The organism is Alishewanella sp. HL-SH06, assembly GCF_052656265.1.
Window position 1 is genome coordinate 945,572 of the sequence record NZ_CP199752.1, and the last position, 24,631, is coordinate 970,202.

A 24,631-nucleotide genomic window follows, 5' to 3' on the forward strand; every position below is an offset into this window, starting at 1 on the left:
GAAAATTAACCGCCTGAAAAAAAATCAGTAAAAGCACGCATGGAATTTTTCTTTCAGACAAATAAAGAGTAGAATATGCGCCCTTAAGTTTAAAATGCGTTTGCCTGGTGGTCATTATGGTCATCTAGTGCCACAGAGGATACATATTCATGAGCGTTACCGCTTCATATTTAGATAAATTACGTAACATCGCTATTATTGCCCACGTCGACCACGGTAAAACAACCATGGTTGATAAGCTGTTGCAACAATCCGGAACCTTCGATGCCCGTGCTAAGTTACAAGAACGGATGATGGATTCAAACGCACAGGAGTCAGAGCGGGGTATTACTATCCTGGCCAAGAACACTTCTGTACGTTGGAACGGTTACCATATCAATATTCTGGATACACCAGGACACGCTGATTTCGGTGGTGAAGTAGAACGTGTTTTATCAATGGCTGACTCGGTATTGTTGTTAGTTGATGCGGTTGAAGGCCCTATGCCACAGACGCGTTTCGTAACACAAAAAGCCTTCGCTCATGGTTTAAAGCCTATCGTTGTTATCAATAAAGTTGATAAGCCAGGTGCTCGTGTAGATTGGGTTATCGACCAAGTTTTCGATTTATTCGATAACTTAGGCGCTTCTGATGATCAATTAGACTTCCCGATTGTTTATGCGTCAGGTCTGAATGGCTGGGCTTCATTAGAAGCCGACGTTAAAAAAGACGACATCACAGATTTATTTGAAGCTATCGTCAAGTATGTTGCCCCTCCAGCCGTTGAATTAAATGGCGAAACGCAATTACAGGTTTCTCAGTTAGATTACTCTAGCTACTTAGGCATTATCGGTATCGGCCGTATCAAGCGTGGTTCATTAAAACCGAACCAGCAAGTGACGATTGTGAGTGCTGATGGTACCAAGCGTAACGGTAAAGTAGGCCAAGTATTCGGTTACCTAGGCTTAGAGCGTATCGAAACACAAGAAGCGCAAGCGGGTGATATTGTTGCCTTTACCGGCTTAGGCGAATTAAAAATTTCTGACACCATTTGTAGCACTACTAAGGTTGAACCTTTACCGGCGTTACAAGTTGATGAGCCCACCGTTACCATGACTTTCCAAGTCAACACGTCACCTTTCGCGGGTAAAGAAGGTAAGTTTGTGACTTCACGTCAGATTTTAGAGCGTTTACAAAACGAACTGAAACACAACGTAGCTTTACGCGTTGAAGAAACCGAAGACGGTGACAAATTCAAAGTGTCAGGCCGTGGTGAATTACACTTAGGTGTATTAATTGAAAACATGCGTCGTGAAGGTTTTGAGTTAGCGGTTTCTCGGCCAGAAGTGATTATGAAAACCATAGACGGCGTGAAAATGGAACCTATGGAAAACGTGACCATTGACTGTGAAGAACAGCATCAAGGTACCATCATGGAAAAGATGGGCGAACGTAAAGCCGAAATGACCAACATGCAACCAGATGGTAAAGGTCGTAACCGTATGGACTTCCTGATGCCAAGCCGCGGTTTAATCGGTTTCCGTACTGAATTTATGACGATCACTTCTGGTACCGGTTTGATGTACCACAGCTTTGACCATTATGGCCCGCATAAAGGCGGTTCTATCGGTCAACGTATGAACGGCGTGATGATCTCCAATGCTATGGGTAAAGCCGCTGGTTATGCCATTTTCTCTTTGCAAGAGCGCGGCCGTATGTTTATCGGTCATGCTGAAGAAGTGTATGAAGGTCAGGTTATTGGTATTCATAGTCGTAGCAACGATCTGACTGTTAACTGTTTAAAAGGCAAGCAGTTAACTAACGTACGTGCTTCAGGTACTGACGAAGCGATCAACTTAGTCCCACCTATTCGTTATGCTTTAGAGCAAGCGTTAGAGTTTATTGACGACGATGAATTAGTTGAAGTGACGCCAAAGTCAATCCGGATCCGTAAGCGTCATTTAACGGAAAACGACCGTAAGCGTGCAAATCGTAAAGCCGATTAATCGGTAGAGCCGTAATAAAAAAGCCAGCGAAAGCTGGCTTTTTTATGTGTAGAAAGCAACCTTAAGGCGCAGCAAACTGCAGCATAAGCCCACACAGGTAAGCACCATAAGTGCCGACACCATAACCGAGTACCGCTAATAATACCCCGACCGGCGCGAGAGAGGGATGAAAGGCCGCTGCGACAATGGGAGCCGAGGCCGCACCGCCGACATTCGCTTGGCTGCCCACAGCCAGATAAAACAATGGTGCTTTAATCCACTTTGCCACAATGACCAGTAAACCGGCATGAATGGCCATCCACACTACGCCAACTACAAACATAATGGGGTAATCTAAAATAGCGCGGATATCCATTTGCATACCAATACTGGCCACCAGTATATATAAAAACACTGAAGCCATTTTAGATGCGCCTACGGCTTCCAGTTTTCTGAGTTTGGTGTTCGATAATAATAACCCCAGCGTCGTGGCTACCACCACCAACCAGAAAAAGGTACTGGTCAGGCTGTACATGGCTAATTGTGGCGCTTCTTTGGCTATCCAAGGCGCAATACCATCGGCAGCAAAATGTGCTATGGCTGTGGCACCAAAACCTACCGCAATAATCAACATCAAATCATGCAGTTGCGGTATCCGTGCATGCTGCGCTTGATAGTGTTCGATACGTTGTTTTAACTCGCGAATGGCGCTGGTGTCCGCTCCGGTTTTCTTATCAAAACTCTCAGCGCGACTGGCCCAAATTAATAACACCGCCATCCAAATATTCGCCATGATCACGTCAACGGTGATCATCACCGAAAAAATCGTGTTATCCACTTCAAACACTTCTTTCATCGCGGTTTGATTGGCGCCACCACCAATCCAGCTACCGGCAATGGTGGTCATGCCACGCCAAATATCGCCACCCAGAGCATCAGGCGCAAGGCTACCAACAATTAATAACGCGATGGGCCCACCGATCATAATGCCCAAGGTACCTGTGAAAAACATAATTAAGGCTTTAGGCCCTAGCCCTAAAATCGCTTTAAAGTCGACGCTTAATGTAAACAGCACCAAGCTAGCGGGGAGTAAGTAACGTGAAGCGACATGATAAATCGACGAGCCTTCTGCATCGATTAACCCAAAAGTATTTAACAGTGACGGTAAAAAATAGCAAAGTAACAAGGCGGGAACAAAACGATAAAACGCTTGGCAATAACGGTGACTGCTGTGGCTGGTATAAAATACCACCCCCAGAATGACCGTAATGACGCCAAATAACACAGCATCATTGTTAAACAGAACAGCAGAGTTTTGCATGGTGTGGTTTTCCTGAAGTCTTTTGCTTCCTATTACGTCTTAAAACAACAATAACGCAGACAGGGTGGGGCTGGCTAGCATGCGTTTTTGATCGCTATTGAAAAAACGACCAAAGCGGTAAAAACGAGGTTTGATGGCGGTGAGGGCTGCAAAGCAAAAAATTATGCGCTAATAAATACGAAATCATCTACACTGAATTTAGCATGGCAATAGTTAAACCAAAGATGGCGTGGCACAACTCAGTGGAAACTTGATGCTTATCAAATCCACAACGCGCATTCATCAGTATTATAATAAGCAACAATGCAGGAGAAACAACATGAATAATATTAATCGTCGCAATTTTTTCAAGATCTCTGCCGGTGCAGTGATTGGTATGACCGTGGGTGGCGTTAGCTTAAGAGCTTTTGCTGCCGAGCCGGTAAAGTTAGATGATCCATTAGCGGCCGCAATGAAATACACGCACAAGTCTGAGAAAGCCGATCAGAAATGTGCAAACTGTAGCTTAGCGCAAGGCGTCGATGGTGATGAATGGCGCCCATGTGCTATTTTCCCAGGTAAATTAGTGGCCTCTGAAGGCTGGTGTTCTGCTTGGGTTAAAAAAGCTTAACGATGCCTCCACCTCAACCTGAGTTTAAACCAGAGTGTTTGAACTCAGGTTATTTTGCGGCTGGTTGAGCCGCAATCATAGTCATTCTCTTGAGTTATTCATTCACTTCGTTTGCTGCCTTACCCCTTTATTGTCCTGTCATAAAACAGCCATATCGGCTTGTTAATGTATCTTTTTTAGGATGAAGACAGGTGTGTCATGCGACTTAAACTTACCATTGCTAAACGTGTTGTGCTACTTGGGCTGATCCCCTGCATATTATTAGTGGTGGTGTTATTAGCCAGCTTTTGGGCAGCTACGGTCAAAGACCGCTTATTTCATCAATTATATGCCCAGCACTTGGTGATTTTAACGCATGTGATGACACCGCAAAAACTTTTGCAGCAACAAGGTTTAAGCTTGTTACAACAGTATCGAACTGGCTGGATTAGCGCTGAGCAGGCTCAGCAGCAGGTTGAACAATTACTGCTAGAGGCAGAACAGCATTGGCAGCAGTTTATCGATCAACGTATAGCCAAAACGGCAGAGGATGCGGTGTTACTTGAACAATTAGACACTGCTTTTGCAAAGGCGATCCAGCATTATCAGCAATGGATAGAGTTTGCTGGTTCAGATGCCTTGTTAGTTAAAATTCTTAATGAATCGACTATTACTTACGAAGTGTCACAGCACATTGCGCCGTTTACGGTGCAAGCAGAGCAGTTTGTGGAACAGCAAATTGCCACCGCTGCCGAAGTACGCGATCAGGCTGAGCAATTAACCTTAGCCATGCTACAGGGTTATTTATATGGCGGTGCAGCTTTATTGCTATTGGTGTTAGCGTTAATTTGGCGCACCCGTGTTGCGGTTAGTCAACCGCTGCAACGGTTGCGTGACATGTTATTGCAATTATCACAGCAGGCTGATCTCACCTTAAGAGCTGATGAGGCAGGTCATGATGAAATTGCAGAGGCGGCCAAAGCGTTAAATCAAATGCTTGGTCGTTTTGCGGTTCTACTACAGCAATTGGGTGCGAGTTCTTCGGCGCTCAGTCAACAAGCCGGCCAAGTACAAACCATTAGTGAGCAAGTCAATACGGGGGCAGGGCAGCAGGCGCATCAAGCCGATCAGCTGGCCTTGGCGGTGTCAGAGATGAGTGCCTCACTAAACCAAGTGGTCAGTCAAACCGCAGCGGCAACCGACAGTGCGACCCGAGCACAACAACTTTGCCAACAAGGCAGTGCTGATGCGTTACTCAGTATGCAAAGCTCAGAGCTTCTTGAGAAAACCATGTTGCGATCGCGCGATTTGATGCGAAGTTTACAAGGCGATGCAGGCAAAATTTCCAGTGTATTGGAAGTGATTGGAAGTATTTCAGAGCAAACAAATTTGCTAGCGTTAAATGCAGCGATTGAAGCTGCTCGTGCCGGTGAAGCAGGGCGTGGGTTTTCGGTGGTGGCTGATGAAGTGCGAACGTTGTCAGGAAATACTAAGGCTGCGACTGAATCAATCCGCGAGATGATTAATACTTTGCAACAACAAGCCGATCATGCGGTTGCCGCCATTGATCAAGCCTCAGAGCAAGCCGAGAGTAGTGTTTTGCAAACGCGTAACACTGAAGCTGTGTTTCGGGATATTGCGGCAGAAGTCAGCAGGCTAGCCCAATTTAACCAACAAATTGCTTTATCGAGTTTAGGTCAACAGGCGGTGACTTCGCGCTTTGTCAGCGGAATTAGTTTGCTTCATGCGGCAAGTCAGCAACTGCATGATGGTGCCGCACAATCAGCTGAGGCGAGTGAACAACTTTCGGCCGTTGCGGAGCAACTGAGTGCCGGTTGGCGGCAATTTCGAATTCAATAATCTTTACGCAGGTGCAATGACCACCTAGTAAAATAAACAAATTCTTGTTTGTCACATTAATGCAATATTACGCAGGCAGACTACTGGGGTTGAGATAAACTTCTGCAAACTAGGAATGAATTTATGCAAATCAAAAAATTTTCTAAGCTGGCTTTAATCACTGCTTTAAGTATCAGTTTTGCGGCAACTGCGCAAAGTGCCCGTGACACCATTCAAATTGCTGGCTCGTCTACCGTGCTGCCATTCTCATCTATTGCGGCAGAAGAATTTGGCAATAACTTTGCTCAGTTCAAGACGCCTGTTGTGGGCTCAGGCGGTTCTTCAGGTGGTTTGCGTCAGTTTTGCCAAGGCGTTGGTACCAATACTATTGATGTAGCAAACTCATCGCGGAAAATTCGCCCTGCGGAAGTAGAGGCGTGTAACGCCAATGGTGTTAAAAATATTATTGAAGTGAAAATAGGCTACGACGGTATTGTATTTGCCTCACGAGTGGATGCCGGAACCTTTGCTTTAAAACCTGAACATGTTTTTCTAGCGCAAGCAGCGCAAGTGCCACAAAACGGTAAAATGGTGGCGAACCCTTACTCACGTTGGTCGCAAATTGATAAGTCATTACCTGATCAAAGTATCTTGTTAGCCATCCCCGGTTCTAACCATGGTACGCGCGAAGTGTACGAAGAAAAAGTGGTTTTAGAAGGGTGTAAGTCTTTGCCTGAAATCAAAACCATGTCAAAGGATCAGCAGGGTGAATTTTGTTTAGCCATGCGTACTGACGGTGCCGTAGTTGAAATTGCGGGTGACTACACTGAAACCTTAGCGCGTTTACAAGCACAAAAAGACGCGGTGGGCGTATTTGGTTTAAGCTTCTATGAATCAAACCGTGATCGCATCAAAGTTGCTACAGTTGACGGTGTTGTTCCAACGGTAGAAAACATTATTTCTGGTGCTTATCCGGTTTCTCGGCCACTGTTTTTCTATGTGAAAGGCGAGCATATTGGCGTGATCCCTGGTTTACAGCAATTTGCTGAATACTTTGTATCGGATGCGGCCTCGGGTGAAGCCAGCCCGCTAGAATTTGCCGGTCTGATCCCATTAGCGGATGACGAGCGTGCTGAAATTTTAGCAGCGATTCGTAGTAAAAAGTCACTGTAATTTCAGTATTCTAATAAAACCACCGCAAGGTTAATGCAGGTCAGTTAAGCCTCACCGCTAACTGATCAGCATACTTGTAAAGGTGGTTTTTTTTAGTTTGTGCTAAACAATAGGGTTGTTTGCTGTGACTGTCATAAAACTGCAACTTTAGCGCGTTATCCTGCCCCCCACTTAATTGTCCTCTGTGCGAAAGCGGAGCTTTGATGAATAATCTGTCTTTAATTTTTGTACTGCTGATCTTCATGGCGATTGCCTATCAATTTGGCATGACTCGGAGCCGGCGCATGGCGGGCGGTCAGAACAGTGCCAGTATGCATTCTCGGCCACATCATTACGGCATGATGGTCGGCTTATGGGCGGTGTTACCGCCATTTCTGTTGTTATTATTGTGGAATTGGCTGGCGCCCGGTGTGCTGCAAACGCTGACGTTAGCGACGGTGCCTGCAGAACTGTTAACCGATAGCGAACAAGCTGCGGTATTGATGCGCCGTATTAGTAATTTAGCCAGTAATTTTGGGGTAGTTGCCGAAGCCGCTGATTGGGAAGTGGCTGCAGCGAGTTATCTGTCGGCATTGCAGCAGAAAAGCGCCTTAATGTTAACCGCGTTAATGTTTATCTTGGCATCGCTAGGCTTATTGCTCAGCTTTAAAAAGATCCAACCGTCACTCCGTGCGCGTCATCAAGTTGAAAAAGCCTTGATGGCCGTGTTATTGCTTTGCTCAACCGTCGCCATTTTAACCACGGTTGGCATTGTGTTATCGATGGTGGGCGAAACCTTAAAATTCTTTTCATTTATCAGCCCGGCAGACTTTTTCTTTGGCACTACTTGGAATCCGCGTTTTTCTACCGTCGGTTTAGCCGAAGGGTCGTTAACCGGAAGCCAAGGCAGCTTTGGTTTGCTTCCTTTGTTATCGGGCACCTTATTGGTCGCGTTGATTGCCATGTTAGTGGCCATTCCACTAGGTTTGATGGTGGCGATATATCTAGCCGAATACGCACCACAGCGGGTACGCAATACCGTTAAACCGATTATCGAAGTGTTGGCCGGTATTCCTACGATTGTCTATGGCTTCTTTGCTCTGGTGACCGTTGGGCCTTTTTTTGCTGAGTTCGGGCAAAGCATCGGTATGACGATTCGTGCCACCTCAGCACTGACGGCGGGTGTGGTCATGGGCATCATGATTATCCCGTTTATATCATCGTTATCCGACGACATTCTTACGCAGGTACCAAAGTCATTACGTGATGGTTCTTTAGGTTTGGGGGCAACAAAGTCTGAAACCATTCGGCAAGTCGTGTTACCGGCGGCGCTACCCGGCATTGTAGGGGCCGTGTTATTGGCGGTGAGTCGGGCGATTGGCGAAACCATGATTGTGTTGCTTGCCGCAGGGAACAGCCCAAGCTTAACCGCTAACCCCTTTGAAGCCGTTTCTACCGTTACCGTGACCATTGTGAACCAATTAACCGGTGATAACGACTTTGCTAGCCCACAATCTTTAGTGGCTTTCGCATTAGGTTTAACCTTGTTTGCCATTACCTTGCTGCTGAATATTGTGGCATTGGTGATTGTGCGTAAATACCGTGAACAATACGAGTGATCCCAAATGACGACTGAACTGAAAACCGTAACCAACACGAACAAGGCTTACAGCAAAGTACAGCAACAAGTGGTGCGCTCGTTAAAAAAACGCCATCGCCAAGAAAAGCTATTTAGAACCGCAGGTTTATTGGCGGTATCGGCCAGTATCTTATTGGTAATCTTATTGTTTGTGAATATTTTTGCCAAAGGGCTACCGGCGTTTTGGCAGCACAGTATTACCTTGGATATTTACTTTGATCCTGCCATAGTCAAGATCAGCGAAAAGCCGCAACCGCAAGCAGGAGAAACAGAGAACGAGTTTCGGCAGCGTGATTTGGCGTGGCGTTCAGAAGTGGGTTTAGTCAACTTTAATCGGCTTATTTTCCCGGCGTTACAGCAAGTGATCCCTGATGCTCAGCAGCATCGGCGTGAATTACAACGTATCGTCACCTCTGGTGAGCGGTTTGCGTTGCGTGATTTGGTGATTGCTGACCCTTCGATTATCGGTCAAACCAAAACCTTACACTTGCTCACAGATGCTAATATCGATGTTTGGTTAAAAGGGAATATTGATCGCAGTTTACCCGATGATCAACAGCAGCTCAGTGCCAAAGTTCGCGAGTGGGTTGATTCATTAAAACAGCAAGGCGTCATCAGCAATCGCTTTAGTTTTGCCTTGTTTATGAACCCCGATTCGCGCAGTTCACTGGCCTCGGCGGGGTTAGCTGGTGCTTTTATGGGGTCACTTTATATGATGCTCGTCGTCATTGTGCTGGCCATCCCGATGGGCGTTGCTGCGGCGATTTACCTTGAGGAATTTGCACCAAAAAATAGAATGACCGATTTGGTCGAAGTCAATATCAATAACCTTGCCGCAGTACCTTCTATCGTGTTCGGTTTATTGGGTGCATCAATTTTTATCGGTTGGTTTAATTTGCCGATGTCAGCGCCGGTTGTGGGGGGGTTAGTGTTGACACTGATGACACTACCCACAGTGATTATTGCTACGCGTTCGACATTAAAAGCGATACCACCGTCGATCCGCCAAGCGGCCTTAGGCTTAGGCGCGTCTAAAACGCAGGCGGTGTTTCATCATGTGTTACCGCTAGCCATTCCAGGTATTTTAACCGGTTCGATTATTGGTGTGGCACAAGCCTTAGGCGAAACCGCTCCTTTGCTGCTGATTGGTATGAAATCTTTTGTTGCTTCGGTGCCAGGTAGTGCCATGGATCAAGCAACGGCCTTACCGGTACAAATTTACCTATGGCAAGGCAACGAATTACGGAATTTCTTTGAGGCCCGAACATCGGCCGCTATCATCGTGTTATTGGTGATGATGTTATCTCTGAACAGTTTGGCGATTTGGTTACGCAAACGCTACGAAGTGCGTTGGTAATAAGTAGCAAACAGCCTAAGAATTGAACGAACAGGATTAAACTATGAGTGAAGTAACCATGTTGAACAACGCCGAAAAAATCAAAATGACCGCGCGAGATGTCAAAGTGTTTTATGGCGACAATCAGGCAATCCATGGCATTGATATGGATATCGTTGAAAACGAAGTGATTGCTTTTATCGGCCCGTCAGGTTGTGGTAAATCAACGTTTTTACGTTGTTTAAATCGGATGAACGACACCATCGACATTTGTAAAGTAACCGGCAACATCGCGTTAGATGGCAACAACATTTATGATCCGGCCTTAGACGTGGTGCAGCTTCGCGCCCAGGTCGGTATGGTGTTTCAAAAACCGAATCCTTTTCCAAAATCGATTTATGAAAATATTGCTTATGGCCCTAAGTTGCATGGCTTAGCCAGTAAAAAATCTGATTTGGATGACATTGTTGAATCCAGCTTGCGCCGTGCTGGTTTATGGGAAGAAGTAAAAGATCGCTTGCATCAACCAGGTACCGGTTTATCGGGTGGTCAGCAACAGCGTTTGTGTATTGCGCGTACCATCGCGGTTAGTCCAGAAGTGATTTTGATGGATGAGCCCTGTTCAGCACTGGATCCAATAGCCACATCGATTATTGAAGAGTTAATCGATGAATTAAAGCAAAACTTTACCATTGTGATTGTGACGCACAATATGCAGCAAGCTGCCCGGGTGTCTGATCGCACGGCATTTTTCCATTTAGGTAACTTAATTGAAATTGGTGGCACCAACGATGTGTTTACCAACCCGAAGCAGAAAAAAACCGAAGACTATATTACAGGCCGTTATGGTTAAGCCTAGATTGTTGGTAAAAAAATAAAGGCGCGAAAGCGCCTTTCTTGTTTGCTGAACCCATTGATGGACTGCGCTTGTGTTATCCCTGTAGCCATGCTCGTCTATTAATGCATATTTTTATGGTCAGTCCAGGCTAATCTAAATAAACGCAATATAAATGTTATACTGTCATTTGTTTGTCATAAAAAATTCTTATTATGCACTCCGTCATCAATACTATGGTTGTGAGCATTAGCTACAAGAAACCTAACTAACTCGGGTAGATAACATGAAAAAATCATCAATTGCAGTAGCATTAGTTTTAGGTTCAGCCGTTTGCACTGTTGCTTACGCTGAGCCACTTACCGTTTATGGTCAACTGAATGTTTCAGCACAATCCAGTGATGAAGGGGAAGGGCGGTTCTCTGAACTGAAAAGCAACAGCTCACGATTTGGTTTGAAAGGTGATTTTGCATTAGACGGTGGCATGACTTTAGTGTACCAAGTTGAATGGGCAGTTGATTTGGCGGATGTTAGCGGAGGCGAGAACATTACGTCTCGAAATCAATATGTTGGTTTAAAAGGTAACTTTGGTGAAGTGCGTTTAGGTCGTCATGATACAGCACTAAAAGATGCGCAAGGTAAAATTGACTTATTCAGTGATTACGAAGCTGACGTAAAAGCGTTGTGGCGTGGTGAAGTACGAGCCAGTAATTCAGTGACTTATTACACCCCTAAATTTAATGGTTTCGGCATGCATTTAACTTATGTCATGGAAGATGCCGCAGATGCTGAAGATGCTTTCTCTGCATCAGTTTATTACGGTGACGAAAACCTGAAAGACAGCGATTATTATGCTGCTGTATCAATGGATTCTGAGGTAGCGGGTTATGATACTCTGCGTTTACAAACCCAATTTAAAGCCGCTGATTTTAAACTTGGCGCGATGCTTCATTCACAAGAGAATATTACCACGGGTGTAGAGCAAGATGGTTGGTTAGTTAGCGCAGCTTATCCAGTTGGTAAAACAGAACTTAAAGCACAGTATCAAACCTTAGAAGATGATGATGCAGTCAGCGTGGGTGCAGATTACAAAGCAGGTAAAAACACCACTTTATATGCTTGGTACAGCAGCTTTAACTTTGATATGACAAACCCTGATCGTGATTACATCGCGGTGGGAATTAAGCATAAGTTTTAATTTTAATGCCTTCTTGGCCGGTCGCTGACCGGCTTATTTTTTAACTTCCCTCTTTTTTTTAAATCAAATTCTCATATCAAAACAACTTTTAATAGCTCGCAGCTCTTAAATTGTCTTATTTTTGTCATGCCTGTAATAACTATTTTTAAATATCCAATATTTTCAATGGTTTATATTTGTTGATATTCATCAAATTGTCATAATGCTATGTTAGACAGCAGCGGCTTCTCTGTTTATAGTGAATTTAGGTTAACAACAGAGGTCTAGCCAATGAAAAAATATCTTCCTATCGTGATGGCCATTTCTACCCTAGCGCTATTATCCGGCTGTTCAACTATCGGCACTGCTGATTATGCCTATGAAACAGACCAACAACGGCTGCAAGAGGCAACCGCGTTAACGCGCACTAGCCCACATGTTGGCCATGTTGTTTGGTTAAATCCGCCACAAAAACGAGTAAAAGTAACAGAAACCGCTAAGCAGCAGTAAAAAGTAAGTTGAAGCTAGAGGCTAATTCAAAGGTATCGGTATAAGTGTTAGTAAAAATAAAGCCCGCAGTAAACAACCGTAAAACAGGGAAAAGTTAAGGTTGTGCCAACTGCAGGCTGAGTTTTTTGCTTAATATTTGTAGGAAAAGCTCAACGAGTAACTTTGGCCTTCTGTACGCTTTTGTAAGATCTCGCCTTGCTGTAAGATTTCGACATCTTCATCTAGCAGATTTTTCAGGCCTAATTTAACGCTGATATTGCTATTCGGTGCATAGCTGTATGTCACATCTAACGAATTAAACGGCTGTTCGAAAGCATCGTCTTTACCATTGACCCCAGCAAAAGCAATACGCTTGCCAAACACATTATAGGTTAGGGTTGCATTGTGCTTATCGTTATCCGAATCAAAGCCAAGCTGCAAATTGGCGACATACTTAGAATGACCACTTAAACCCCGCTCTAAATTGGTTAAATTTGCCCCAGGGAAGCGCTGAATGGTAATTTCTGACTCACTCAACGTTAAGTTGCCTGCTAGGAAAAAGTTATCGGCAATCTGACCGATTGAGCCGTTAAACATATCAAGCTGCTGTAAAAACTCGGCTTCGACGCCATATAATTTGCCGCTTTCGGCATTTCGAAATGACATCAGTAAGTTACCGTCAGAACCGGATAGTTCAATTGCTTCAATCGGGTTATCCAAGTCTTTATAGAACAAACCTATACTGTAGTTACTGTTATCGTAATACCACTCGAAACGCACATCGGCACTGTTTATGTCGGTACTGGTTAAACCGCTAAAGCCTGTCACTTTAAAGTCGGTTAGCGGGTCGACATACAATACTGGTGTAACTTCACGTAGATCGGGCCGTACAACCGTTTTACTGTAACCAAAGCGCGCTTGTAAATCGTCATTCACAAACCAAGTTAGTGATAGCGCGGGATAAAACCCATCTTCTACTAACACCGAATCGGTGACATTACCGCTAATCTGCCCATCAGCGGCTAAGGGTAGCGACACTTGTTTAAAGTCTTCGTAGCGTACGCCCAGATTCAACCGGAACAGATAATCGTAATTTAGCTCTAGTGCGGCATAGCCGGCATCGATCATTTGAGCGGCAAGGTAATCATCGGCTTGGGTGGTTACGTTAGAAATTTTAAAGCCATTACCGGCATCTAGAATGTGACTATCTGAGAAAATTTCTGCAAAGCTACCGGCTAATTGCTGTAGGCTAAAACCAACAGTATCAAAGTTAAAACGATCGGTTTGTGCATCACGATTACGCTCAAAATAATTATAACCCGTTGAGAAAGTCAGCTCTGCTTTACCCAGCGTCATGGGTAAATGCGCATTCCAGCTGAGATTCTGGGTGTTATCTTGCATATCACCAAAGCTATAGGTAACGGCATTTTGATTGCGTCGTAAAAACGAAAATACTGAGCCGTCGGCTTGCGTTTCATTTAAGTAACGGTATTCAACTTGACCTGGGGCATAACGCCGTGCCTTGGCATCGGTATATTGCCAGTCAATTGCCAGGTCCCACAGTGACGGTAAATTATGTCGGCCACGTAACTGATTACTCAGCATGGTACGCTCTTCATAAGTGAGGCTGGTGTCAGTATTAAAACGGTTCGTTTCGTTGATGGTTTCAATACTGTCGCCGTTTTTGATTTTGATCTCATCTTTTGTATCGCGCAGATAAATCGTCGACGTTTCTATACGATGGTCAACGCCAAACTCTAAACCAAAATTTAACATGCCAGACAGCTTAATCTGATGCTCTGTACCTCGGATGTCATCGTAACGATTAAGCGGTGTTAATGCCTCCCCAGAAATTGAGTAATACCGCTCTTGTTCTTCAATATTTTGGGTAGCACGATCGTAGCTAAAGCCTGTCATCACACCAAATACGACATTTTTTGCCAGATCAAATCGGCTGCCAAAAGAGACACTGCCGTCGAAGTCGGGTTTAACTGAGGTACGGCTAATATCGATATCACGATTAAATGCAGTACCCAGTTCACGCACGATGGTTTGTGCTTGTGCGAGATTGGTGGCGTTGATACCACCGAGGGCTTCCGCGATATTAATTGGTGTTAGCACACCAAACTGGTTTTGTGCCGCAGCAAGTTCGGAAGATATGGCACGTGTGCCATCATCTTTACCGTGCCAATCATCGTCGCCACCGTTATAGCTAAAGCCATCAGCGCTATTTAAGCTATTATAGCCCGTGCCGATCGCTAGGTTAAAGGTAGTTTGCAGGGGGATGGCTGCGGTGCGAATATTGACATTACCGCCACCAAATGCTGCCGGTAGTTCTGGGGAGTAGGCCTTTTGTACCACTAAACTTTCGATAATGCCTGCCGGAAACATATCTAGCGGGATCACGTTACGGGTTGGATCCGGGCTGGGTACCAAGGCACCGTTTAATAGCGTGCTGGAATAGCGCTCGCCCAAACCGCGAACATATATAAACTTGTCTTTTACTAGCGTTAAGCCGGTAACGCGACGCAGCGCGGTGGCGGCATTGCTATCACCAGCGCGTGAAATTTGCTCCATGCCCAGTAATTCTGCGACATAGGGCTGTTCTCGACGTTCTGCCGCGGCGGCTGCAGCGGAGCTCATCAAGCGGCCTGATACGGAGATCCGTTCAAGTTCCTCAGTTTCAGTTTGAGGTGCAGGAGCACTATCTTGCGCCTTGGCATGTATGGGTAATAAGGTTGTCGTGGTGCTCAGGGCCAGCATGACACTCAGGCCTACACGACTTAAACTTAATTTTTGTTTGCTGCTCATCTGAACATTGTCCTATCAGCTTTTAAACGTTACTGGCGATGGCCTTGAGATGGCCTAAAAAGAGCAGCACAACCGCGTCATTTTGGTTGTGCTGCAAGGGAGTTAGTCGTCTAAGCCAACTGACCAACCTGCGGTCCAATCGTTACCGGGCTTAACAGCACCAATAAAGTCAACGGCTTCAAAGAAGCTGCTAACGGCTGTCATATCTTTAGGTGTGGTAGTGTCGATAGTGAAAATACCGTCCAACACCGCCGCTTGATTAGACGCGAAGCTGTTGCCTGCTTGATTTAAAAACCATTGCTCTGTCGTGGTGTTGCTATCGACAGTGCCTTTGGTCGCTTCAGTGGGGCAAGCAATAACGCTGTTGGTAAGAGTGAGTGAACCGGCAGCCGCTAACGCGCGCGACTCATTTGATTCAATTTCTAAACATTCACCCATGCCCATTGGGCCAGTAATCACAAAGTTTGCTAACTGTGCATTAGTGCCAGCGCGAAGCAATACGCCTTCAGAATCATCATCACCGTCAAAGGTATTGCCGATAATGGTTAGGTTGGCAATAACAGGGTTTGATATGGGCAAGGCACCGAAGTTACCTGATTGGTTATCCGCTTCGATACCGCGGTTGGCTTTCGCACCGTCGGCAGCATGCTTAACAATGACAAACTGCATGTTGCCACGCCAGCCGTCGGCCCAGTCAACCGAGTCATCACCGTTAGCCGTTAACACCACATTCTTACAGCTAACCGCGCCACCGAAGAACTCGACACCGTCATCGACGTTCTGGTGCACTTGGATATTGCTACATTGGGTTCCTGCACCCACGCCGGCGAAAGTAATACCGTTTAATTCATTATCAGGAATAACTTCAAAACCGGCGTGTTTTACCACCACATAATTCAATACGCCGCTGTTATCTTCCCAGTTAGCGCCGCCATAGTTACCGGCATCACCTTCTGCAGCGACTTGGCAATTGGCAAGATTAGTTTGATCGCACTTGTTGCTAGGTGCATTACCCAGTAAGACTAAGCCACCCCATTGGCCTGCTGCAGTGGGTGAGCCAATCACATCTTGCACTGACGTCATGACGATAGGGTTTGCTGCGGTGCCATTGGCATTAATTTTTGAACCACGACTTACCACTAAGAAGTCAGCACCAGACTTACCGTATAAGGTGACACCCGGTTGAATGGTTAACGTGGCGTTGTTTTGATTATCTTGTCCAACGCGCACTCGGCCGTTTAATACATAATCCGCACCGGCTGCAAGCGTAACATTCGCCGTAATATCGCCAGATAATTGGCAATTTAAACGACCCGTTAAGCTGTTGACCGCAGTTGTCCCTGCTGGGCAGGCTGCTAAGTCGTCATCGGGGTGTAAGCCAATTGTCCAACCAGTTGTCCAATCATTCATGCCATCAAAAGCACCAATGTAATTTACAGTATCAAACCAAGGGTCAACGTTATTCGCCACGTTGTAGCCATTACCTAGGGCAGGTGAGTTAGGTGCAGGAATATAGCCGCCTAACAATGCGTCTGTAACCATATTGCCAGGCTGAGCGCGAAACCAGGTTTCAGCGTTTAATGTAATGTTGCCGCTAGCATCAACTGAGTTTTTAAATGGCTCGGCACAATCAAGAATAGAATTACGGAAGACGATTTCGCCATTACCCGCGTTAGTGATGGTTTCGTCGGAGTTGATTTCAAAACATTCGCCCATACCGGTTGGGCCAGTGACAATGACATTGTATAACTCACCGGCAGTGCCAGCGCGCAGTAAGATACCTTCAGAATCATCTTCGCCATCAAAGTTGTTGCCGATGATGGTCAGGTTAGCAATTTGCGGTTTAGACACCGGTGTGGCGGTGAAGTTACCAGATTGATTATCCGCTTCGATGCCCCGGTTGGCCTTGGTATCATTTGGGTTATGGCGGATCAATACATGCTGCATACGACCTTGCCAGCCATCAGCCCAGTCTAAAGAGTCATCGCGGTTACCGGTTAACACCACATATTTAGCATCGACAGTACCGCCGAAAAATTCAACGCCGTCATCTAAGTTATTATGCACCTGAATATATTCTACTGTGGTCCCGCGACCTACACCGGCAAAGGTAATACCATTTAGCTCGTTATCTGGGATCACTTCAAAACCAGCATAACGCACTTGCACATAACGTAGTGCACCGCTGTTATCTTCTGGATCGTTACCGCCATAGGGGCCGGCTTCGCCTTCTGCTTCAACCTGACAGCTGGCTAAGTTGGCTTGATCACATTTATTCGTTGGGGCTTTACCGAGTATGACTAAACCACCCCATTCAGCAGCTGATTCTTCATCAGACAGTCCTAACATATCGTTTACCGATGTCATAATGATAGGGGCTGCAGCTGTACCGATGGCTTGAATTTTTGAACCCCGAGCGACCACTAAATAATCGGCGCCGCTTTTACCAAATACATAAGTGCCCGGTTCAATAGTCAGGGTAGCACTATTGCTATTGTCATTACCCACGGTCACTTTGCCACTGAGTGACCAAGCAATATCGGCGGTTAAGCGCACATCACTGGTAATAGCACCACTGATTTCGCAAACAGTTTTGGTTACACCGGCCAAGCTACTAGCTTGTGTCGCAAACGTTGGGCAATTACTGATTACCGGAGGAGGGGTATTGCCACCGCCATCTGTTGCATTGTCTGTTGCGCCGGTATTAACAACTAAATCACCACCACACCCTGCGAGAATGAGTGCGGATGTGATTGCGCTCAGTTTTAATAATTTGCGTAAAGCCATGAAGATTTCTCCGTATCTATTTTGATTAGTGAGCAATAAGAATGAATGTGCGGCTAACTTAGCTTGCGGCTATGACGCTTTTATTACAGATGAGCGAGAGGGGGGATGAAATTGGAACATGCAGATATATCAAGGCTTTCAGCCCTGCTTGCCATAAATAATTCATGTAACTGTCATAAATTTCTACGCATTTTTGGTAAAACCCTTGAGGTGTTTGTTAGCGTCATCAAGCAAGTGGGTGAGCAAAAACAGAAAGGATGCTATATTTCATAAAAATGTCATATTTTGATTGGATACTGGCACTTAGGTAAATAACCATTACACAGGTGAATAAATGTCGTCGCGTAAAATTCTCGTTGTAGAAGATGAAGCTCCAATCCGAGATATGTTGTGTTTTGTACTAGAGCAAAATGGTTACCAAGCCGCTACTGCCGTTGATTTCAACAGTGCGGTAGAGATGTTGGTTGAACCTTATCCCGATCTCGTCTTACTCGATTGGATGTTACCAGGTGGCAGTGGCATTCAGTTTGCTAAAAAAATGAAACAGCATGAGATCACCCGTACAATCCCGATCATTATGTTAACTGCCCGCGGTGAAGAAGAAGATAAAATTCGAGGTTTAGAAGTGGGTGCGGATGACTATGTCACTAAACCATTTTCACCCAAAGAGTTGATGGCACGCATTAAAGCGGTGATCCGTCGGGTTGCACCCACCAGTTTGGATGATGTGATTGAAGTGCAGGGATTGAAGCTCGATCCAGTATCGCACCGTGTCACCTCAGCCGAGCAGCCTTTAGACATGGGGCCAACTGAGTTTCGTTTATTGCATTTCTTTATGACGCATCAAGAGCGAGTCTATAGCCGCGAGCAATTACTTGATCACGTTTGGGGCACCAATGTTTATGTTGAGGATCGCACCGTGGATGTACACATACGACGCTTGCGTAAAGCGATTGCCTTTAACGGTCATGACAGGTTAGTGCAAACAGTGCGCGGATCTGGCTACCGCTTTTCGGCTAAGTAAGCGCCCATGCGTTTATTGCTGTCTAAAAAGACACTGCTAAGCAAAGCCTTGCTGCAGTTTGGTTTGGCAGCTTTTGTCGGTTGGATCTTTGGTGAAATATTACTGGCTTTGCTGGTTGTCAGTGTATTTCAGCTAGCCTGGCAGTATAAACATATCTTTTTACTTGATAAATGGTTATGGCGTGATCGAAAGCTAACACCGCCAGCAGGTGATGGTAGCTGGCAACAAATCTTCGACGGTATTTATTTTCAGCAACGGCGCGAGCGGCGTAAACGCAAAGAATTACGGACGTTAGTCCGGCGTTTTCGAGATGGCGCTGAAGCCCTGCCTGAGGCAGTGGTGGTGCTTAGTGAAGACTGGAGTATCATTTGGTGTAACAAACTGGCGCAAATACTGATGGGCTTACGCTGGCCAAGCGATGAAGGGCAGCGTATTGATAATTTAATTCGCTCGCCTGAGTTTCATCAATACCTTAAAGAACAACGTTTTCAACAGCCGTTAGAAGTCTTGTCGCCTACCTCATCCAATCTGGTGCTTGAATGTAAAATGATGCCTTACGGTAAGGCGCAATTTCTGCTGATCGTCCGCGATATCAGCCAATTAAAGCAGTTAGAGCAAATTCGCAAAGACTTTGTCGCCAATGTATCGCATGAGTTACGTACGCCATTGACCGTGCTGCAAGGCTACTTAGAAATGATGGATGCCGATTGCCAACCGCCACCGGCGATCTGGCCTAAAGCCCATACTGTTATGCTAGAACAAACGCGGCGCATGGACAGTTTAGTGCAGCAGTTATTAACCTTATCGCGGATTGAGGCGGCGGCAAGAGTACAGTTTGAATTAGAGGTTGATGTACCCGCCATGCTGCATTTAATTGAACACGAAGCCGAAACTTTGAACCGAGAAAAACAGCATCAATTACACTTTAATATTGATGACAGCTTAAAAGTGACGGGGGTATCGGAAGAATTACGCAGTGCGTTCTCGAATCTAGTGACCAATGCGATTAAATACACACCGGCTAACGGCATTATTCATATTAGTTGGCAGCGTGAGCATCAAAAAGCACTTTTTACGGTAACCGATAATGGTGAAGGTATTGCCGCCAATCATGTGAAACGACTGACCGAACGCTTTTACCGCGTAGATCAGGCGCGTGCTCGTCATACCGGGGGCACCGGTTTAGGCTTAGCTATCGTTAAACATGTGCTGTCACGTCATAATAGCCAGCTAATGATTTTTTCAGAGCTGGGTGAAGGCAGTACTTTTTCTTTTGCACTGCCGCCAGAGTTAGTGCTGAATGTGCAGAGTTCGAAAAGACTCTCTAAACCAAATTAACACTTTTCGTTGAGGCTTAAGCTGATGGGGGTGTCAGAAAAGGCTTTGGTAGCAGTCAATAATTTGCTGGCGCCGAAAACAGGTCGCACTATGGTCATTTACCATGCCACAGGCTTGCATATGCGCATAGATAATAGTCGAACCAATAAACTTAAAACCGCGGCGTTTTAAATCAGCACTAAAGGCGTCTGATTCGGGGCTACGTGCTGCATAGTCAGCTAATTGCCGTGGTTCGTTAACGATGGGTTGATGGCCAACAAAGGCCCATTGGTAAGCACTAAAGCTGCCAAATTCGCTTTGCACTTCTAAAAAACGGGCGGCATTGTTAATGGTGGCGCGAATTTTTAATTGGTTGCGAATAATACCGGCATTTTGTAGCAAGGCTTGAACCTGTGTCTCATCAAACGCCGCTACCTTTGCCGCATCAAAATCAGCAAAGGCTTGGCGATAATTATCACGTTTTTTAAGTATGGTGTACCAACTCAAACCCGCTTGCGCTGCTTCTAGCGTTAAAAATTCAAACAGTTTTGTATCATCAAATAGCGGCACGCCCCATTCACTATCATGATAGGCCACATAATCAGGCTTACTCATATCTAACCATGGGCAACGACACATTAGCTGCTGCTCTCTACCAGCAATTGATTAGATAACTCTGTTAAACTTGGGATATCTAATTTAAAGGCGATTTTCTTTAAGATTTTTTGTTCTTGTAGTAAATCAGCGGCCAACACGTTTTGTGGCTGCAACCAAGACAAGGGTAAATCTAATTTTATGCTTTGCGCCCCGGCTTCAATTACTAAAGTTGGTAGAAAATCATCTCGGCGTTTTTGATTAAGTAATACGGCTAAGCGTAAGATAATTAATAAGTTAATCACTTTAGATAGTTCAAATAAGCTAAAGTAGGGTAGTTCGTCAGCGCGAATTTTTCGGCGATGAAAGCGCACTAAACAGGCTAATAAGTTTTGCTGCTCTTGGTTAAAGCCAGGCAAGTTGGCGTTTTGCAAAATGTAGGCAGAGTGTTTTTGCACACCAGATGAGTTGATATGTAGCCCTATTTCCGCCACGGTGGCCGCGAAACTTAACAGCAGCGCATCTTCCTCATTTAGTTGCCAGCTGTCTTTTACTTGTGTAACCAAGGCTAAAGCGGTGCTACGAACCCGCTGTGCTTGCGCTTGATCGATGTCGTAGCGCTGCACCAGGCTTTGCATGGTTTGTTCACGTATATCCAAATGCTGCATGCGATCACTCATTTCATAGAGCACCCCTTCACGTAAGGCTGCGTCAACGTAAACCAGTTGTTCTATGTGTAACATCTGAAACGCCGCAATCAAAATACTCAACGCAGAGCATAGCAGCAGTTTGCGATCATCGGTTAAACCGGGTAAATCTAAGTCTTGGCAGTTTTCAAACTTTAACAAGTAATTACGCAGTTGCAGTAAGTGCGCTAACTCTAGCGCGTTAGTACTCCAGCCAAAGCCAACCACGATATCGCGAATGGTTTTGACGGAACCCGAAGTACCCACCGCTTGTTGCCAACCCACGGTGCGAAAACTGTTAACGATAGGTTCGAGTTCTTGCTCGGCTTGCACAATGGCGCGATTAAAACGACGGCTGCTAATTTTACCTTGCGGGAATAAACTTTTACCGTAACTGACGCAGCCCATATTGCGGCTACTTAAACGCAACGGTTGCTCGGCCTCACCCAAGGCGAACTCGGTGCTGCCACCACCAATATCAATCACTAAACGACGGCCACTAAAGTGTTCAAAGTGCGCGACGCCCTGATAAATAAAGCGGGCTTCTTCTTGCCCTGAGATCACTTCAATTGGAAACGGAAACAAGGTTTTGGCACGACGTAAAAACGTGGCAGAGTTTTTCGCGCGGCGTAGTGTGTAAGTTGCAATCACGCGCACCGATTGCGGGGCAAAGGGTTGCAGCGTATCCGCAAATTGGCGCAGCACATTTAATCCGCGCTCTATCGCATCTTCACTTAGCACCAAATCATCACTTAAGCCTTCAGCCAATTGCACCTTTTGTTTTTCGCGATGCAGTAATTGGATGTCACCTTTTACAATTCGGGCAATCACCATATGAAAACTGTTAGAGCCTAAATCGACGGCGGCTATATAGGGCGCTTGGCCTTGTTCTTGTTCAGTTGTTGTTGTCAATGCTCGGAATCAACCTGTTTAATTAGCTGTTGGGCCTGTGCCGCAAAGATGTCATAGATATTCTGTTGCGAACGAATATTACGCTTGTTGCCGCGTTTAACATAGGTGTTGGTTTGTTTTGCGTCAATATTGCGGGCTTTAACGTTATCACGCCATTGCATATCTAAAGTGGCGATCACTGTTTGTTTAATCTTAGCATCAAACAGCGGCACGCCCACCTCAACGCGTTGATCGATATTGCGAGTCATCCAGTCGGCTGAGGAAATATAGACATCAGTATCCCCGCCATTATGAAACACATACACCCGAGCATGCTCTAAAAACCGATCTAAAATACTGATGATCTTGATATTCTGGCTCATACCAGGTACGCCTGGGACTAATGAACACATACCCCGAATAATCATGCGAATTTTCACACCGGCTTGGCTGGCGCGATACAGTAATTGCACAATTTCTTCATCGACCAAGTTATTGGCTTTAAGAAAGATCTCGGATTTGCGACCACTGATGGCGAAATCAATCTCGCGTTGGATCAGCAACATCAACTTGGGGCGACTCCACGTGGGTGACACAATAAGATGTTTAAATTGGAACGGGCGATACGAATATTGAATAAACTCGAAGACCTGTTCAATCTCCGCTGTAATTTCCGGATGACAGGTAAATAAGCTCATATCGGTATAGATTCGGGCCGTTTTCTCATTAAAATTACCGGTACCGATATGACCATAGCGCACCGCTTTGCCTTTTTCTTGGCGGGTAATTAAACAGATCTTGGAGTGGATCTTCAGCGTGGTTTGCCCAAAAATCACTTCAATACCCGATTCGGTCATGCGCCGCGCCCAGTTGATATTATTTTCTTCATCAAAGCGGGCTTTTAATTCCACCACCACTGTGACTTTTTTGCCGTTACGCACCGCATCTAGCAACGAGTGGATCACCCGAGAATGCTTGGCTACTCGGTACATAGTGATTTTAATATGGCTTACCTTGGGGTCGAACGAGGCCTGTCGTACCCACTCGGTAAAATAACCAAAGCTGTGGTAGGGGTAGTACAGCAAAATATCGCTATTTTTGATGGCATCAAAGGTGGTGGGATGCTGCTCAAATTCGACGCTGGGTAGCGGCGGTAGCGGCGGGAACTCCATGCTTTGATGGCCTAAATTGGGAAAACCAATAAAATCTTTAAAATTGCGATAACGGCTACCGGCAATCAACGCATCGGCGGAGCTTGTGCCTAATTGTTTGGTCAGCACTTTAAGCATTTGCTCTGGCATGGCGGCGTCATACACCAAACGTGTGGGCTCAGACTTTAAGCGTTGCCGGATCCCCTTGGACATTTTATCAATCAGGCTTTGATCAAGGGTGTCACTGATATTGTATTCGGCATCGCGGGTCAGTTTCAGTGAAAAAGCGCAGATGTGCTCAAACTCAAAAAAGCCTTGAAATAAATCAGCAATACAATGATTGATAATATCGTCTAATAACAAAATTTGCCGGCGATAATGGCCGTTCTTTTTCCGAGTATTGAGATGTAAGGGTAATTCAATAAAGCGTGATACTTCAGCGGTAGGCACTTGCACGATGGCGTATTCAGGCTTGCTCTGACCGGTCATTTCAACCAATAAATAGGTGGTGTTATCTTCTAAAATCTTACTTAAAGAGGCATCAGCGCTGGAGAGAATAATCGGTGAAATGTGTTTTTTCACTTCGTTATTAAAATAGCCACGCACCCAGCCAGACTGTAATTCGGTGAGCTTGCTATCATCGATTAACTCGATATTGTGTTTGCGCAGTTCTAGCTGAATATCTAAGTAGATTTTGTTGAATTGTTTACCCAGTTCTAGCACGCGATTTTGAATTTCGCCTAGCAATTGCTCTGCGTCTTCGTGCTCCCACGTTTGGTATTTTTTTAAGAGGATGCGCCGTTTCACATCGGCCACCCGCACCCGAAAAAATTCGTCAAGGTTATTAGAGTAAATACCTAAAAAGCGTAAACGCTCAATCGGTGGGTTTCGGGTGTCGGCGGCTTCTTGCAACACCCGGCCATTAAATGCCAGCCAGCTTAACTCTCGTGCATAAAGCGGATAATCTTCCGTTTTCGCTGGGAGGATGGTTTGTTCCATTAGATTTTGCTCCTGCTTACTTCCTGCAAA

17 protein-coding genes are annotated in these 24,631 nt (G+C 45.5%); 11 read left to right on the top strand and 6 right to left on the bottom strand.

The window, feature by feature from the left end; genetic code table 11:
* The first annotated feature begins 149 nt into the window (after positions 1–149).
* The gene (typA, locus tag ACUJFK_RS04310) at positions 150–1,985 is read left to right on the top strand and encodes a translational GTPase TypA (protein WP_226749446.1); all 1,836 of its coding nucleotides are present in this window, start codon (positions 150–152) and stop codon (positions 1,983–1,985) included.
* Between the two features lie 61 nt (positions 1,986–2,046).
* Here typA and ACUJFK_RS04315 read toward each other — a convergent pair whose 3' ends face one another.
* Positions 2,047–3,285 (bottom strand): DUF819 family protein, encoded by a 1,239-nt coding sequence (locus tag ACUJFK_RS04315; protein WP_226749447.1) that lies wholly within the window; start codon positions 3,283–3,285, stop codon positions 2,047–2,049.
* A 319-nt stretch (positions 3,286–3,604) separates the two neighbouring features.
* Here ACUJFK_RS04315 and ACUJFK_RS04320 point away from each other — a divergent pair, with 319 nt between their 5' ends.
* The 8 genes from ACUJFK_RS04320 (at position 3,605) to ACUJFK_RS04355 (ending at position 12,362) form a co-directional block, all read left to right on the top strand.
* Positions 3,605–3,895: a high-potential iron-sulfur protein gene (locus ACUJFK_RS04320; RefSeq protein ID WP_445426187.1), complete on the top strand. Its 291-nt coding sequence runs from the start codon at positions 3,605–3,607 to the stop codon at positions 3,893–3,895.
* 198 nt (positions 3,896–4,093) lie between these two features.
* Positions 4,094–5,734 carry a methyl-accepting chemotaxis protein gene (locus tag ACUJFK_RS04325; protein WP_445426188.1) on the top strand — a complete coding sequence of 547 codons (1,641 nt, stop codon included), beginning with the start codon at positions 4,094–4,096 and terminating at the stop codon, positions 5,732–5,734.
* A gap of 123 nt (positions 5,735–5,857) precedes the next feature.
* Positions 5,858–6,886 (top strand): substrate-binding domain-containing protein, encoded by a 1,029-nt coding sequence (locus ACUJFK_RS04330; protein WP_445426189.1) that lies wholly within the window; start codon positions 5,858–5,860, stop codon positions 6,884–6,886.
* 203 nt (positions 6,887–7,089) lie between these two features.
* Positions 7,090–8,484 (top strand): phosphate ABC transporter permease subunit PstC, encoded by a 1,395-nt coding sequence (gene pstC / locus ACUJFK_RS04335; RefSeq protein ID WP_445426190.1) that lies wholly within the window; start codon positions 7,090–7,092, stop codon positions 8,482–8,484.
* 6 nt (positions 8,485–8,490) lie between these two features.
* Positions 8,491–9,861 (top strand): phosphate ABC transporter permease PstA, encoded by a 1,371-nt coding sequence (pstA, locus tag ACUJFK_RS04340; RefSeq protein WP_445426191.1) that lies wholly within the window; start codon positions 8,491–8,493, stop codon positions 9,859–9,861.
* A gap of 43 nt (positions 9,862–9,904) precedes the next feature.
* Positions 9,905–10,693 (top strand): phosphate ABC transporter ATP-binding protein PstB, encoded by a 789-nt coding sequence (gene pstB, locus ACUJFK_RS04345; RefSeq protein ID WP_445426192.1) that lies wholly within the window; start codon positions 9,905–9,907, stop codon positions 10,691–10,693.
* Between the two features lie 268 nt (positions 10,694–10,961).
* On the top strand, positions 10,962–11,873 hold the full coding sequence (locus ACUJFK_RS04350; protein ID WP_445426193.1) for a porin: 912 nt from the start codon (positions 10,962–10,964) through the stop codon (positions 11,871–11,873).
* A 270-nt stretch (positions 11,874–12,143) separates the two neighbouring features.
* The gene (locus ACUJFK_RS04355) at positions 12,144–12,362 is read left to right on the top strand and encodes a hypothetical protein (protein ID WP_445426194.1); all 219 of its coding nucleotides are present in this window, start codon (positions 12,144–12,146) and stop codon (positions 12,360–12,362) included.
* Between the two features lie 129 nt (positions 12,363–12,491).
* On the opposite strand, the gene ACUJFK_RS04360 is transcribed toward ACUJFK_RS04355, so the two are convergent.
* Positions 12,492–15,152 (bottom strand): TonB-dependent receptor domain-containing protein, encoded by a 2,661-nt coding sequence (locus tag ACUJFK_RS04360; RefSeq protein ID WP_445426195.1) that lies wholly within the window; start codon positions 15,150–15,152, stop codon positions 12,492–12,494.
* A 102-nt stretch (positions 15,153–15,254) separates the two neighbouring features.
* Positions 15,255–17,939, bottom strand: coding sequence for a hypothetical protein (locus ACUJFK_RS04365; RefSeq protein WP_445426196.1), 2,685 nt, complete (start codon positions 17,937–17,939; stop codon positions 15,255–15,257).
* A 334-nt stretch (positions 17,940–18,273) separates the two neighbouring features.
* On the opposite strand from ACUJFK_RS04365, the gene phoB reads away from it, so the two are divergent.
* A complete protein-coding gene (phoB, locus tag ACUJFK_RS04370) occupies positions 18,274–18,963 on the top strand; it encodes a phosphate regulon transcriptional regulator PhoB (RefSeq protein ID WP_445426197.1) in 690 nt (229 codons plus the stop codon).
* Between the two features lie 6 nt (positions 18,964–18,969).
* A complete protein-coding gene (phoR, locus tag ACUJFK_RS04375) occupies positions 18,970–20,301 on the top strand; it encodes a phosphate regulon sensor histidine kinase PhoR (protein ID WP_445426198.1) in 1,332 nt (443 codons plus the stop codon).
* Positions 20,302–20,334: 33 nt separating this feature from the next.
* Here phoR and ACUJFK_RS04380 read toward each other — a convergent pair whose 3' ends face one another.
* The 3 genes from ACUJFK_RS04380 to ppk1 are packed head-to-tail and all read right to left on the bottom strand — an operon-like array spanning position 20,335 to position 24,601.
* Positions 20,335–20,919 (bottom strand): DNA-3-methyladenine glycosylase I, encoded by a 585-nt coding sequence (locus ACUJFK_RS04380; protein ID WP_445426199.1) that lies wholly within the window; start codon positions 20,917–20,919, stop codon positions 20,335–20,337.
* Positions 20,919–22,472, bottom strand: coding sequence for a Ppx/GppA phosphatase family protein (locus ACUJFK_RS04385; protein ID WP_445426200.1), 1,554 nt, complete (start codon positions 22,470–22,472; stop codon positions 20,919–20,921). Before ACUJFK_RS04385 ends, ACUJFK_RS04380 begins: the two co-directional genes overlap by 1 nt.
* Positions 22,469–24,601 carry a polyphosphate kinase 1 gene (gene ppk1 / locus ACUJFK_RS04390; RefSeq protein ID WP_445426201.1) on the bottom strand — a complete coding sequence of 711 codons (2,133 nt, stop codon included), beginning with the start codon at positions 24,599–24,601 and terminating at the stop codon, positions 22,469–22,471. Before ppk1 ends, ACUJFK_RS04385 begins: the two co-directional genes overlap by 4 nt.
* Positions 24,602–24,631: the final 30 nt, after the last annotated feature.